The organism is Nostoc sp. (assembly GCF_036917415.1).
In the GTDB taxonomy this organism is placed as follows: Bacteria; Cyanobacteriota; Cyanobacteriia; order Cyanobacteriales; family Nostocaceae; genus Nostoc.
In genome coordinates, this window is record NZ_JBALDJ010000073.1 from 87,938 (window position 1) to 101,822 (window position 13,885).

Below are 13,885 nucleotides of genomic sequence, written 5' to 3' on the forward strand. Positions count from 1 at the left end.
TAATCCTCGACGGGTATTGGTAGCGAAAAAACTTGGATATGCTACGCGATCGCATCAATTTACACGCTTGCAAACAATTCCATCAATAGTTACACTTTTTAAAACATTCTCATTTTTGCTTGGCGATGGCTACCCTACATAGGTAAACCTCCCGAAGCGAGTCAGCATTGCCTCATCTCCCACGCTGTCTGACTTATTAAGACTAAGCTGTGGTGATACTCTGGCTCTGGCAATAACAAAAAACAAGAGAGAGTTTTATGAGTGGCGATTTTCGTCTCTCATAACCTCAGTAAGAAAATTGCTTTGTAAACTAACTCATCGAGGAGGAGCGTAGTCGATGGGACTACCCTGGTACCGAGTACATACAGTCGTTCTGAATGATCCAGGGCGACTGATTTCTGTACACCTAATGCACACAGCCTTAGTAGCAGGCTGGGCTGGTTCGATGGCACTCTACGAACTGGCTGTTTTTGACCCTAGCGATCCAGTTCTCAATCCGATGTGGCGTCAAGGAATGTTTGTCTTGCCGTTCATGTCACGTTTGGGCGTCACTCAATCTTGGGGTGGTTGGAACGTTACTGGTGGCCCAGCAACCGATCCTGGCTTCTGGTCATTTGAAGGCGTTGCTGCCGCTCATATTGTTCTTTCCGGTCTGCTATTTCTAGCCGCCGTATGGCACTGGGTTTACTGGGATTTGGAACTTTTTAGAGATCCCCGCACTGGTGAACCAGCTCTCGACTTGCCAAAAATGTTTGGCATTCACCTGTTCTTATCTGGTCTACTTTGTTTTGGATTTGGTGCTTTTCATGTCACCGGACTATTTGGGCCGGGGATATGGGTTTCTGACGCTTATGGTGTAACTGGTGCGGCCCAGGCAGTAGCACCAGAATGGGGCCCAGATGGTTTTAACCCCTATAACCCTGGTGGCATTGCGGCTCACCACATTGCCGCTGGTGTTGTTGGTATTATTGCAGGCTTATTCCACCTCACAGTTAGACCCCCCGAACGGCTTTACAAAGCCCTACGGATGGGGAACATTGAAACAGTACTTTCTAGCAGTATTGCAGCAGTCTTCTTTGCTGCTTTCGTGGTTGCTGGTACTATGTGGTACGGTAACGCCGCCACTCCCATAGAATTGTTTGGTCCTACCCGCTATCAATGGGATCAGAACTACTTCCGTCAAGAAATTCAGCGCCGCGTCCAAACAAACGTTGCCCAAGGTGCAACCCTTGAGCAAGCTTGGTCGCAGATTCCTGAAAAATTGGCTTTCTATGATTATGTCGGTAATAGCCCTGCTAAAGGTGGTCTATTCCGTACAGGGCCGATGGTGAAAGGTGACGGCATTGCCCAGTCTTGGCAAGGTCACGCCGTATTCAAAGATTCTGAAGGACGAGAATTGACTGTACGTCGTCTCCCCAACTTCTTTGAAACCTTCCCAGTGATTTTGACTGATGCCGATGGAATTGTCCGCGCTGACATTCCCTTCCGTCGGGCAGAATCTAAGTATAGCTTCGAGCAATCTGGTGTTACCGTTAGTTTCTACGGTGGCGATCTCAATGGTCAAACCTTTACAGAGCCAGCTGATGTGAAGAAGTACGCCCGTAAGGCTCAAGGCGGTGAAATCTTTGAATTTGACCGAGAAACCTTGAACTCTGATGGTGTATTCCGCACCAGTCCTAGAGGTTGGTTTACCTTTGGACACGCCGTATTTGCTCTGCTGTTCTTCTTTGGTCATCTCTGGCATGGCGCTCGGACAATCTACCGAGACGTATTTGCTGGTGTTGATGCGGATCTTGAAGAGCAAGTTGAGTGGGGTCTGTTCCAGAAAGTGGGTGATAAGTCAACCCGCCGCAAGGAAGCCCTTTAATTTCAGTGCTGAGTTCTGAGTGCTGAGTTCTGAGTTAAACCTCTGACTCAGCACTCAAGTGATTCAGTACTCAGAACTTTAATTATTGGCTGGATAAAGAGGAAATTGTAATATGGAAAGCGTTGCGTACATCTTGATTTTTACTCTGTGTATAGGTACTCTCTTCTTTGCGATCGCATTTCGCGAACCCCCTCGCTTTGAGAAACCAAAAGATAAGTAGATCCTATTCCCAGACTTTTAAGCGGATTTAATCTTAATATCCGTTGCTACCAAGCATGGTGGCAACGGATATTATTATGTTTGTCCTTTGTCATTTGTCATTTGTCCTTTGTCCTTTATCTTTTATGTTGTTTCTCACTATTGACCAATGACCAATGACCAATGACTAATGACAAATGACTAATGACCAATGACCAAATGTTGTGATATAATTTCCAATCTTGGGAGTAGATATGTGTTAATGCTAGCTTTTCTGCGCTAGGATGAAAAAGGATGTTTTGTGTAAGCTGCCATAGAACTGCTTACATAACGCATCGCGCTTGTCACACCACCTTTACGGAGACTAGAACCAGGAACAAATCAGCATGGTCAATCAGAATTTAACCGCTACAGAAATTGGATTCACTCACGAAGATTTCGCTGCTCTACTTGACAAATACGATTATCATTTTAGCCCTGGCGATGTTGTGCCAGGAACAGTTTTCAGTATAGAGCCGCGCGGCGCTCTGATTGACATTGGTGCTAAAACCGCAGCATATATACCCATACAAGAAATGTCTATTAACCGGGTGGATAGCCCGGAAGAAGTATTACAGTCAAACGAAACGCGTGAATTTTTCATCCTTACCGATGAAAACGAAGATGGTCAATTAACCCTTTCCATTCGTCGTATTGAATATATGCGGGCTTGGGAACGCGTGCGACAGTTGCAAGCAGAAGATGCTACTGTACGTTCTGGCGTGTTTGCAACCAATCGCGGTGGAGCATTGGTACGGATTGAGGGATTACGTGGCTTTATCCCAGGTTCCCACATCAGTACCCGCAAACCTAAAGAAGAATTGGTCGGCGAGGATCTGCCGTTGAAATTCCTAGAGGTGGACGAAGAACGTAATCGCCTCGTTCTATCTCACCGTCGCGCGCTGGTTGAGCGCAAGATGAACCGCCTAGAAGTCGGCGAAGTAGTAATTGGTACTGTTCGTGGGATCAAGCCCTACGGTGCTTTCATCGACATTGGCGGCGTCAGTGGTCTACTGCATATTTCTGAGATTTCTCACGAACATATTGATACACCTCATAGCGTGTTCAATGTCAATGATGAAGTAAAAGTTATGATCATTGACTTGGATGCAGAAAGGGGTCGCATTTCCCTATCTACCAAGCAGCTAGAACCCGAACCCGGCGATATGATTAAAAACCGGGATTTGGTCTACGATAAGGCGGAAGAAATGGCTGCTAAGTATCGCGAACAGCTATTAGCCAAGCAGCAAGGTGCTACTGCTGCGGCTTCACCTGCGGAAGTTATTGCAGACGAAGATATTCCACCAGCAACAGAACTTGACGAAGATATTCCACCAGCAACAGAACTTGACGAAGATATTCCACCAGCAACAGAACTTGAAGAAGATATTCCAGTAGTTGCAGCAATTGAAACAGAGATTCCAGCAGCGACGGAAATTGAAGAGGAAATTCCAGCAGTTATTGAAGAGTAATAGATTTTTTATAGTTTTACTTATCTTTAAGTAAGAGTATTAAATCATTTTATAAAGAGGGAAAAACCCTCTTTTTTTATGTGGAGAATCGAGAATAGTTTGGAGAGACGCGATTAATCGTGTCTGTACAGGAGTTGGGAGTAGTTGGAAGTTAAATATTATGGCAACCATTAAATGTAAAAATATCACTTTTGATAATATCCAGGCAATTTTATTTGACAAAAACGGTACTCTAGAAGATTCAGAAACGTATTTGCGATCGCTGGCACAAAAAGCAGCAAGATTAATAGATGCTCAAATCCCTGGAACTGGGGAACCCCTATTAATGGCATTTGGCATCAATGGCAATCTTCTAGATCCCGCAGGTTTAATATCAGTAGCAAGCCGTCGTGAAACAGAAGTTGCGGCTGCGGCTTATATTGCCGAAACTGGAAGAGGATGGTTTGAGTGCTTAAAAATAGCCCGTCAAGCTTTGGATGAAGCGGAAAAATACATTGGACAAACTCCTTCACCACTGTTTGTAGGTAGCCTAGAAATTTTGAAATACCTGCGGGAGGGTGGTCTAAAACTTGGTATCCTCTCAGCGGCGACAACTGAAGAAGTACGTAATTTTGTAGCCAATCACCAATTAAGTGATTATATCCAGTTAGAAATGGGAGTAGATGAAGGGCCGAGTAAACCAGATCCAGTGCTATTTTTGCAAGCTTGCCAAGCTTTAGGAGTTGAACCGAACGCTACATTAATGGTGGGTGATTCAATTGGTGATATGCAAATGGCGCGTAATGCTAAAGCCGCAGGTTGTATTGGTATCACTTGGGTAGGTAAGTCAGATAATGTCCGAGGTGCGGATGTGGTGATTAATCAACTTGATGAAATCCAGATTTTAGAGGATTAATTTAATGTGAGTTCGATGAACTCAAAAAACGCCCCAAATGCCGTTTTCTGCCACATTAGTTTTCAGATGGCACATAAATCATCTATATCACAGAATATCTGTGTCAAATCAAGTCAAGATACCATAGTGTCTGTCTATACCTGAGAAGAACCTTTCTATTTTATTCGCAAAATTCATGTTACTACAACATATTAATATAATCTTGCAATCTTTCTTTAGATAGATATTTAGAGAAATCCGTAATATCTCTCATAGAATAAAATAGGATATTTTTTAGAATCAAGGGTAAACGCATTTAAATTCTGTAATCCATGCTCAACAAGGGTTTCAAATTTCATTTCCAAAAATAAATAATGCTTGAAACCTTTTCCCAGTAAGCATTATAAAGATAAGATGCGTTTGCTGTGTTTTTGAGAATTTTGTAAAAAGCTTGGCAATGGTGCCGATCCGAACGTGTAACCCCATCGGTGCAATTGGAATATATTGGGCAACGTTACATCAGCCAACGGTAGAAAAAGTAAAGCTATTACAGGCATTGGCAGACACAACAGCTGTCGCAATGGAAAACGTGCAGATTTATCATGAATTAGAACAAAGAATCCATAATCGAACTGCTGCATTAGAAAAAGAAATAGAAGGACATCAAAAAGTTGAGGCAGAAGTTAGGCGCTTATCTCTAACGGATGAATTAACTGGAGTGTACAATCGACGAGGCTTTTTTCTATTTGCAGATCAGCAATTAAAACTAGCTCATCAACTACAAAAGCCCTGTTGTCTCTTATTTCTAGATATAGATGGATTAAAGCAAATCAATGATACGTTTGGACATGAAGTTGGAGATCGGGTAATAGTAGACGCCGCAGACTTACTAAGTCAAACCTAGATTTGCAATCAGATAAAGTCCATAAATAATCAAAACTTAATTAGCCCGATTACCCTACTGGACTTTACTTATAATTATTATGTTGTTTTTATCTATAGCAATCCTAAATGAGTCGTGAAAATCTCCGATTCCTCTCTCTGCGTTCTCTGCGCCTCTGCGGTTAATTTATTTTCACAAATGATTTAGGACTGCTACAACAGGGGAGAGTTTATTGAATCAATTTTATTCTTCGTCTTTCTTTTCTTCTAAATTGGTTACTTTTGTATTTTGCAAAAAGATATGGTCTTCATAATTTTGCTTTTCTTCTTTCTTTTCTTGTACAACTTGAGTGGCATATATTTCCACATCTCGCTGAATAATATCTTCTACATGACTTGCAAATAGATTAAATGCTTGTTCGTGGCTTGGATAAATGCGATAAGGGCCTGTCAACTGCGAAAATTGCCACCCTTGGGTTTTCAAAGATTCAACCGTTCGGCGATAGTGTCGCCAGCGTTCTCCATAGTGAAAAAACTCTTCAATGGCAGCACTAATAGCAACTATTTGGCTCAAACCAAAAGTTGACCACATAATGATATTCCTATTGTTAGGTTTGAAATTAGTGTTAATATTTAGACTTACCAATGCCGGGAGAATTACACCACCAAGAATAGTTGTTATCCGTAAAAAATAATGGCGATCGCGCGAGAAATTTGCCTTACCTTCCATCCAGAGTACTTGGTCTAACCAGCGCGATCGCAAAAAATGTTTTTGCACATCACCTAAGTTAATACCTGCAAATAATTTGTTAAAATCTTCTTTTAAAAATTCGTGATAACTATCTTTTTTTGCCATTTTTTACTCCTAATTAGAAAGTAACCCCTTAATTACTTTGCCTAAATTCTCAACTCCTTTCTCTATGTCGATTAAGTCGATGTATTGTAATGTACCAGATTTAGCTAGCTTTTTGGCTCGTTCATCAGTAGCCTTTCCACGCAAAGCATCTACAAGTATATCTGCGGTTCTACCACTACCAGCAATCACAAGAACTACCCTGCCGCTATTAACGCTAGAAAAGGCATCCTTAAAGGTAATTTCACCACCGTTCAAGAGTACTGTCATCGAAGGTGCATCATGCGCCAGCATAGTCGCAACACAAGATATCCAAGGAGACTCGTCGCCCCAATTCTTCCCAGGAACTAGTACAAAATGAGTATGATTTGGCTCTAACGGTGTTAAATCAGCAGCAGTTTCCGAATGATTAGGTAAAGCCACCTTGCCTTCAGGTGCCACACCAACTAAAGCAAACTTAGCACCTATTTGGGTACGAGCTGTACCCATCATTCGCATAATTCCTGCATCCGTACCCCCATCCACGACATAAGCCCCCAAAGTTTCGGCGATGGGGGCTAAAACTTCCACAAATAACCGTTGAATACGGAGAAAGTCAGCTTCACTGATGTTACTTGCACCCCCCACTACTACTAAAACAGGACGCGAACCGCACAGCCCTATTGCCTCAAGAGCATAAGGCAATTCTTCTGGCTGCTCAACTTGAGTAGCTAATGCTGTTTGCCCATTATCAAAGGTAAGTTTTAAACAACTTTTCATTTTTTCAAAATACTGACTGCTTAGGTTTTCTGGCGTAGAGTTTCGCAGTCATGTTTTGCAAGCGTTGTATTCCGATATTACCTTGACGAAAAAGAATTTTATGAGGCTTTTGTATGGGTTTATCATTGATTAATGTTTCACTATATTTTTACTTAAATGTAAATAGCGATGCCTACGGCAGACTAACCCTACGCTCTAGCTTTTCACCATTATTTTTTTCTGGAAACTTCTCGATCCACAAAGTAATAGCTTCATGTTTGTTGACATCTTAAATTAGGATTTTACAGTTTATTTATGGACTATCGCAACAATTTTTCAGTTAATCTCAATGATGAAACTTTAGCTATAAGTTCCTGCTCTCTCACTTTTTACTGTCACAGGTTCTGATTCTATATCCTCTATCTTATTAAACTCTCCAGTCTGCCAGCTATCTGTTATATCCTTGATAAAACTAGCTATAGGGATCGCAATTAATAAACCCAGTACTCCTCCCAACTTTGCACCCAGCAATAAAGAAATCACCACCCACACAGGATTTAAGCCAGTCAAATTACTGAGAATTCGAGGTGCAATAATATTAGAATTAACTTGGTCGATCGCAACAGCTACCCCTAAGACTTCCACTCCTAACCAAAAATTTTGTAGCGCTACCAACAAACTTACTATGGCAATACCGACTCCCGTACCAAAGGGAAAGAGTGAAAATAAGCCAATACCGATGCCAAAAAGTAAAGCTAGGGGAACTTGCAGGGCTAAAAACACTAGTGTAATTGTCACCCCTAACACCGCTCCCAATGTTGCTTGACCGATGAAGTAATTGTGGAAATCCTCTTGCAGTAATTCCCGTACTCTTGACCCAATATTAGGGGGAAACCACTGAAAAATTCCGTCCCAAAGACGTTCACCATTCAATATTAAGTAGATAGTCAGCACTACCGCTAGCAGCACATTCAGGACAATACCAATGGTATCGACAGCAAAACCAAGAATTCTACCAGTGAAAGACTGAAGTTGGTTAGATAATCGTTCCAGAACTTGGGTAAATAAACCACTTAAATTAATCGGAAGTTGCTGTTGACTTAACGCCCAATCCTGAAAAGCTTGCAGTTGCTGAGTACCAGAATCAATCCAACTGGGCAAAATATTAGCCAGTTCAACAAGCTGTTGAATAATCAGGGGAACCAAGGTGATGCCTAAAGCTACTAAAATCACCAGAGTCAAAAGCAACACTCCCCCGATCGCTAAGTTGGGTTTCACCCCTTGTTCTTGGAGAAACTGGATTGGATAGTTCAAGACAAAAGCTAGCAGGATGGCGGCAGCAATAATGCTAACTAAAGGTTGAAAATACTGTATAACCTGGAGCAATAGCCAGCCGTTGAGAATGGCAATGGGAAAGGCCAATCCTATAGTTAACCATCGTGGCAGTTTGTTTGCTGATTGCATTAGTGATGACCCCATAAGAGTTCGTTCTAACTTTATTTTGGCTTCTAGGGATGTCAAGAATGGGGGATAAGGGGGGACAAGATCGTAACTATGCTCAATGCCCAAATTATGTTGGATTTTTCTCAATAAAATCCAACATAATTTTCTGATGCATTGCTCCTAAAGGTCGCACTTCACCAGCATTTTGTGAATAACAGTTACCTTGGCGAATCTCTTTTAGCGTAAATAACGCCATATCCCAGCCCTCATTCAAAACCAGTTGATTTAATTCCACCAAGAGTGGTGCATGAAAGACATGACGGACAACTCTTTCGTTGGGATAACAGCCAAATTCAACAAAGGGTGGTGGATTGTAGCCGATTTCTTCTAAAATTTCTCGTTTTACCGCTACATCTGGCGTTTCACCAGGTTCGATGTGACCGCCGAACAGCGCCCAGTAACCAGGGTAGAGAATACCGGGGATATTGTCACGCAGTTGCATGAGAAACTTGTTTTTCTGGTAAAGAATTGCGATCGCAACGTGCACTTGTTGATTGTTCATATCTTCATTTTTAATTGCTGATTAATCTTCTTCTAAATAAACTTCCCCCAATTCTTTGCCAGCTAAGGGAATACTTCGGTAGCGAACTTTACCCTTAATTACAACTTCTGAACCTTCACCCAGATTTTTTTGATTGGTGACAACCCAAATTTTGCCCGTTGAGTCCTTAATTTTATAAGCCCACTGTTTTATCAGGGGAGCTTGCTTTTCTACCTGGCCTTGGATGTAAACTATAGCCTGATTGTCTTGTTTTGGTTTAATTTCTCCAATTGGAGTGACATTTGTCCCAATTTTCAAGCCAGCCTCACGCAAGCCAGGTGATGTCAAGTTACCACAACTACAAAGTCCTGCTATCAGAAAAAAAGTCAACCCCAAACGATAAGGAACAATACTATGCCCATACAAGAATGAAAGGGATAAATTTCTAATTTGCCGCATAAAAGCCACCGATTTATCTATTTTGGGCATGGGGCACTGGGCATTGAGCATTGAGAAGAGACAAGGTAGACAAGGAAGAGGAGGAATAAGGGAGAGACTTGTTCAATAATTCCCCTTTGTCCTCCTTGTCCCTCTTGTCTCGTCGTTTCCCCTACTCCCCATTCTCCCAATTCTTTATTCTTCAGATGATGCCGTTGATCTGAGAAAATAAACATTATGGATCTACTGTGAGAGAAACGCTACGACATCAAACAGCACAGCAACATAATAATAGTCGAAAGTCAAGAGTCAAGAATCAATATTTTCATTTTGGACTTTGGACAACAAGCGAACATAGCTGGGAATTTTCATGGAAACAAAAACTGCCAAACTCCTTGATGGGAAAGCAATAGCAGCAAAAATTCAGCAAGAACTTTCTGTTGCGATTACACAATTACAACCAAAAATTGGACGACCACCTGGTTTAGCAGTGTTGATGGTTGGTGATAACCCAGCGTCAGCCGCTTATGTACGCAATAAAGAAAAAGCCTGCGCTAAAGTTGGGATCGCTTCTTTTGGTAAGCATTTTCCTGCCCAAACTACCCTTGGGGAGTTAGAAGAGGTAATTGCTGCACTCAACCACGATGAAAGAGTTGATGGCATTCTTGTACAGTTGCCCTTACCTAACCACCTGGATGCTGTAACTCTTCTACATCAAATTGATCCCAATAAAGATGCTGATGGACTGCACCCAGTTAACTTGGGGCGACTAGTACGGGGAGAAAGCGGTTTACGTAGCTGCACCCCGGCTGGTGTGATGCGGCTTTTAGAAAAATATGAGATTCCTTTGCAGGGAAAACAAGCAGTAGTAGTGGGGCGCAGTATTTTGGTGGGTAAACCGATGGCGCTGATGCTATTAGAAGCTGATGCTACAGTCACCATCGCTCACTCGCGATCGCATGACCTGAAAACCATCACCCAAAATGCTGATATTCTAATTGCAGCAGTAGGTCGTCCGGGATTGATCTGTGCTGAGATGGTGAAACCGGGCGCTGTTGTGGTAGATGTGGGGATGAATCGCGTCACCGATGCTAATGGCAAAAGTCGCCTGATTGGCGATGTCCATTTTGAATCAACCGCTAATGTAGCAGGATTTATCACCCCAGTTCCTGGTGGTGTTGGCCCGATGACTGTTGCCATATTGTTGGAAAATACATTTGCTAGCTATTCCAGAGCGGCAAAAGAAGAAAGAGAGTGAAGAGTTAAAAGTTATTCTTAATAACTCTTAACTCCTAAATCCTGTAAAGACGCGATTAATCGCCTCACTGCTCCTAACTTTTCATTTTTTTCAGCGCCACAGCACCTTAAAATTGTGACGTATAAGGCAAAAATCGCAAAATGTCAGGAATTAAAGAATGGTAGCAACTGATAACGTGCAAAAGATCCCACCAGAGGAAGCCACATTTAACTTAGCAGCCTATCTAAAAGAGCGACAAAAGCTTTGTGATCATGCTTTAGATCGGTCTATCCCGGTCATTTATCCAGAAAAGATTTATGAGGCGATGCGCTACTCGTTATTAGCTGGAGGTAAGCGTGTACGTCCCATTCTTTGTCTTGCCACCTGTGAAATGATGGGTGGAACCATTGAGATGGCCATGCCAACAGCTTGTGCTGTGGAGATGATCCACACAATGTCGTTGATTCATGACGACCTCCCAGCGATGGATAATGACGATTATCGTCGTGGCAAGCTGACGAATCATAAAGTCTATGGCGAAGATGTAGCGATTTTGGCTGGAGATGGCTTGTTGGCTCTTGCTTTTGAGTCTGTTGCCATTCAAACCCCCCAAAGCGTTAAGAGAGAGGTAGTTTTGCAGGTCATTGCTCGTCTTGGTCGAGCATTGGGGGCAGGTGGTTTGGTCGGCGGTCAAATTGTAGATTTGGAGTCGGAAGGTAAATCTGATATTTCCTTAGAAACCCTAAATTTCATTCATAAACACAAAACAGCCGCCCTTTTGGAAGCTTGCGTAGTTTGTGGCGGGCTGATAACTAATGCATCATCTGAAGATGTGCAGCGGCTAACCCGTTATGCTCAAAATATTGGGCTAGCATTCCAAATCATCGATGATATTCTGGATATCACTTCTACCCAAGAGCAATTAGGTAAAACAGCTGGCAAAGACCAAAAAGCCCAGAAAGTCACCTATCCTAGCCTTTGGGGACTTGAGGAATCGCGCTCAAAAGCCCAAGAGCTAGTTAAAGCAGCTTGTGTGGAATTAGAACCATTTGGAGACAGAGCCAAACCACTCCAAGCGATCGCTCATTTTATTACCAGCCGTAATAATTAATAACGCTTTGGGTAATTCGTAATACTCGCCTTCATGCGAGAAGCAAGCTACGTAATTCCTATAGCACAAGCGTTTCATTGATTGAGAATGGGTAGTTTCTTTACACCATACTGTACTACTACTGCCCAGCAAAATTAAAAATTCACTGATTCAAAATTATAAAAGCTTATCAAATAAGCTTTTAGATTATTTTGAATCGTTGGTCTTTTTCCAACGTGATAGATTAATTTGGGAATTTTGGGTTGAATCTAAATGTTTCCTCAACCAACAACTGCTGCTAATATTTACTAACCTAACCAAAATACCATGCAGGACATAGGCAACATTTTAGACAACCGGGTGCTGCTGGTTGCTCTGGTAGCTTGTTTAATTGCTCAAGCATTAAAGCTCGTGGTTGAGATCGTCAAAAATCGCAAACTGAATGTGCGTGTTTTGGTGACAACCGGAGGTATGCCCAGTGCCCATTCGGCTCTAGTTACAGCTCTAGCCGCTGGTGTAGGGCAAACACTGGGTTGGGCATCTCCTGATTTTGCCGTTGCGATCGTTTTTGCCATCATTGTCATGTATGATGCAGCCGGAGTTCGTCAGGCAGCTGGTAAACAAGCTCGTATTCTCAATCAAATGATTGATGAATTATTTCATGAGAAACCAGATTTTAGCCAAGACCGTCTCAAAGAATTACTCGGACATACACCAGTTCAGGTAATCGCTGGGTCGGCTTTGGGTATAACCATTTATTGGTTAGCTAGGTCTGCTTATTGAACTAGGGCAATAAATCTTTGTTTAAGCGGCTATTGATAATTAGTAACTGGTAATTTGTCAATGAAATTTGAATTTTGGATTTTAGATTTACCCCGTGAATAAATTCAGGAGATTAAGGGTAAAAGGATTTATTCCAAATAACTTGTTTCTCACAGAGCGAATATAAATAAATATATTCGCTTGAAACCTTTTTAAATTTTGAATTTAAAATCCAAAATTTAACATCTAAAATTCCGTCAATTGACAAATTACCAATCTGATAGGTTGCATCAGGATGCCAGTGAACTTAATATCACTAAAACCGCACAGTCGAGCGCAGCAGAATCACTTTACGACTATCTACTAGGCTGGCAACGAAACCGCCATTGTTTAGCTTTTGCAATGTATTATAAGCTTCACTTTGGTTAGTGGTATAAACTGCTAGCAAGTAAGGGCGTTGTCCATACGAAACAAAACCGACGTTACCTCCGACCACTTGCTGCACACTATTTACTAGTTCTGGACGGTTGTAATAATCTACCAGTACTGCATAACCTTCTCCTAATGCTTGAGGATTATAACTGACTGTCTGCTGAGGTGGTTTTGGCTGTGACTGTGGCTGTACATCTGCCGTTGTTGTTGGTCGTGTGGTAATGATGGCAGACAAGCCAACAATATTGCTGACATATCTTGCCCAACGATTGGCATCGTCAATTTTGTTAAAGCCCCCAACTCGTGTCACGGTTTCGTTGAGATATTTACAGGTGATAGTTTTAAGTTCAGGTGGTAAGGCGCTACGTAACTGCTTTTGATTATTTGCTGTGGGACTGACTACTAATAAAAGATACTCACCCGCATTTGGTGGTTGACAAGAGGGAATGGTTTTTTGAGCAAGTACAGAACTCATGCCACCAATCAACCCTGCGATCGCTAATCCTAAAACACTTGGTAAAGTCTGAAATCTATGCACAAAAGTTAAATTATGTAAATTAAGGTGTCTTAGAAGATTTTATAAAAAAATATTTTGTTCCCCCAAAATAATATCAGTAGACCGAAATGTTTTGCGTTAGCGTTCGTGAAGCGGAAGCGTCTCGTAGAGAAGCTTACCGTTCGCGTAGCGTCTCGTAAAGAAGATACCGCTCTGTGATAAATATCTATCTAAGTGGATTAGTATTTAAAATCAGTAATTTTAAATACTAATGTTGGATGGATTAGTTGAAATTTGATTCCTTATTATGATGAGCCATCACCATTAGAAGCACCATATATTTATACAAGTCAAGCAAAAAATGGTACTTGTTCGTTCTATGCTTATGCTACCTTCTATGTAATTAAAAAGCATAAACGAGTTACTTTAGCTATCAAAGCTGTTCAACAACAAAACACAAAGCAATCAGCTTTTTACATTCCTCCAATAAATTGTATTATACACTACTATTTTTTAGCGTTCG

At 41.7% G+C, this 13,885-nt stretch carries 14 protein-coding genes and 1 pseudogene; 9 read left to right on the forward strand and 6 right to left on the reverse strand.

Annotation, left to right across the window (positions count from 1 at the left end):
- Nucleotides 1-337 precede the first annotated feature (337 nt).
- The 5 genes from psbB to V7K41_RS14755 all read left to right on the forward strand — a co-directional run bounded on the left by psbB (nucleotide 338) and on the right by V7K41_RS14755 (nucleotide 5,354).
- The gene (psbB, locus tag V7K41_RS14735; RefSeq protein WP_334849228.1) at nucleotides 338-1,867 is read left to right on the forward strand and encodes a photosystem II chlorophyll-binding protein CP47; all 1,530 of its coding nucleotides are present in this window, start codon (nucleotides 338-340) and stop codon (nucleotides 1,865-1,867) included.
- A 112-nt stretch (nucleotides 1,868-1,979) separates the two neighbouring features.
- Nucleotides 1,980-2,087 (forward strand): photosystem II reaction center protein T, encoded by a 108-nt coding sequence (locus V7K41_RS14740; protein ID WP_084227385.1) that lies wholly within the window; start codon nucleotides 1,980-1,982, stop codon nucleotides 2,085-2,087.
- A gap of 364 nt (nucleotides 2,088-2,451) precedes the next feature.
- Nucleotides 2,452-3,576: a 30S ribosomal protein S1 gene (locus tag V7K41_RS14745; protein WP_334849230.1), complete on the forward strand. Its 1,125-nt coding sequence runs from the start codon at nucleotides 2,452-2,454 to the stop codon at nucleotides 3,574-3,576.
- Nucleotides 3,577-3,736: 160 nt separating this feature from the next.
- Nucleotides 3,737-4,471, forward strand: coding sequence for an HAD family hydrolase (locus V7K41_RS14750; RefSeq protein ID WP_334849232.1), 735 nt, complete (start codon nucleotides 3,737-3,739; stop codon nucleotides 4,469-4,471).
- A gap of 436 nt (nucleotides 4,472-4,907) precedes the next feature.
- Nucleotides 4,908-5,354 carry a GGDEF domain-containing protein gene (locus tag V7K41_RS14755; protein WP_334849234.1) on the forward strand — a complete coding sequence of 149 codons (447 nt, stop codon included), beginning with the start codon at nucleotides 4,908-4,910 and terminating at the stop codon, nucleotides 5,352-5,354.
- A 222-nt stretch (nucleotides 5,355-5,576) separates the two neighbouring features.
- Here the strand turns inward: V7K41_RS14755 and V7K41_RS14760 are convergent, their stop codons facing one another.
- From V7K41_RS14760 to V7K41_RS14780, 5 genes are all read right to left on the reverse strand, one after another.
- Entirely contained in the window at nucleotides 5,577-6,188 is a 612-nt protein-coding gene (locus V7K41_RS14760) for a DUF4231 domain-containing protein (protein WP_334849236.1), read from the reverse strand.
- 9 nt (nucleotides 6,189-6,197) lie between these two features.
- Nucleotides 6,198-6,944, reverse strand: a complete 747-nt coding sequence (locus tag V7K41_RS14765) for a hypothetical protein (RefSeq protein ID WP_334849238.1) — start codon at nucleotides 6,942-6,944, stop codon at nucleotides 6,198-6,200.
- Between the two features lie 339 nt (nucleotides 6,945-7,283).
- On the reverse strand, nucleotides 7,284-8,387 hold the full coding sequence (locus V7K41_RS14770; RefSeq protein WP_334849240.1) for an AI-2E family transporter: 1,104 nt from the start codon (nucleotides 8,385-8,387) through the stop codon (nucleotides 7,284-7,286).
- Nucleotides 8,388-8,493: 106 nt separating this feature from the next.
- Nucleotides 8,494-8,928 carry an NUDIX hydrolase gene (locus tag V7K41_RS14775; protein WP_334849242.1) on the reverse strand — a complete coding sequence of 145 codons (435 nt, stop codon included), beginning with the start codon at nucleotides 8,926-8,928 and terminating at the stop codon, nucleotides 8,494-8,496.
- 21 nt (nucleotides 8,929-8,949) lie between these two features.
- Complete coding sequence (locus tag V7K41_RS14780; protein ID WP_334849244.1) at nucleotides 8,950-9,396, reverse strand: hypothetical protein; 447 nt, start codon at nucleotides 9,394-9,396, stop codon at nucleotides 8,950-8,952.
- A gap of 319 nt (nucleotides 9,397-9,715) precedes the next feature.
- Here V7K41_RS14780 and folD point away from each other — a divergent pair, with 319 nt between their 5' ends.
- From folD to V7K41_RS14795, 3 genes are all read left to right on the forward strand, one after another.
- Nucleotides 9,716-10,603 (forward strand): bifunctional methylenetetrahydrofolate dehydrogenase/methenyltetrahydrofolate cyclohydrolase FolD, encoded by an 888-nt coding sequence (folD, locus tag V7K41_RS14785; protein ID WP_334849245.1) that lies wholly within the window; start codon nucleotides 9,716-9,718, stop codon nucleotides 10,601-10,603.
- 157 nt (nucleotides 10,604-10,760) lie between these two features.
- Nucleotides 10,761-11,693 (forward strand): geranylgeranyl diphosphate synthase CrtE, encoded by a 933-nt coding sequence (gene crtE / locus V7K41_RS14790; protein WP_334849247.1) that lies wholly within the window; start codon nucleotides 10,761-10,763, stop codon nucleotides 11,691-11,693.
- 306 nt (nucleotides 11,694-11,999) lie between these two features.
- Entirely contained in the window at nucleotides 12,000-12,455 is a 456-nt protein-coding gene (locus V7K41_RS14795; RefSeq protein WP_190939008.1) for a divergent PAP2 family protein, read from the forward strand.
- Nucleotides 12,456-12,750: 295 nt separating this feature from the next.
- Here V7K41_RS14795 and V7K41_RS14800 read toward each other — a convergent pair whose 3' ends face one another.
- Nucleotides 12,751-13,404 (reverse strand): hypothetical protein, encoded by a 654-nt coding sequence (locus V7K41_RS14800; protein ID WP_104908157.1) that lies wholly within the window; start codon nucleotides 13,402-13,404, stop codon nucleotides 12,751-12,753.
- Between the two features lie 249 nt (nucleotides 13,405-13,653).
- On the opposite strand from V7K41_RS14800, the pseudogene V7K41_RS32880 reads away from it, so the two are divergent.
- Nucleotides 13,654-13,821, forward strand: a pseudogene (locus V7K41_RS32880) (ISH3 family transposase); the annotation flags it as partial.
- Between the last annotated feature and the right edge of the window lie 64 nt (nucleotides 13,822-13,885).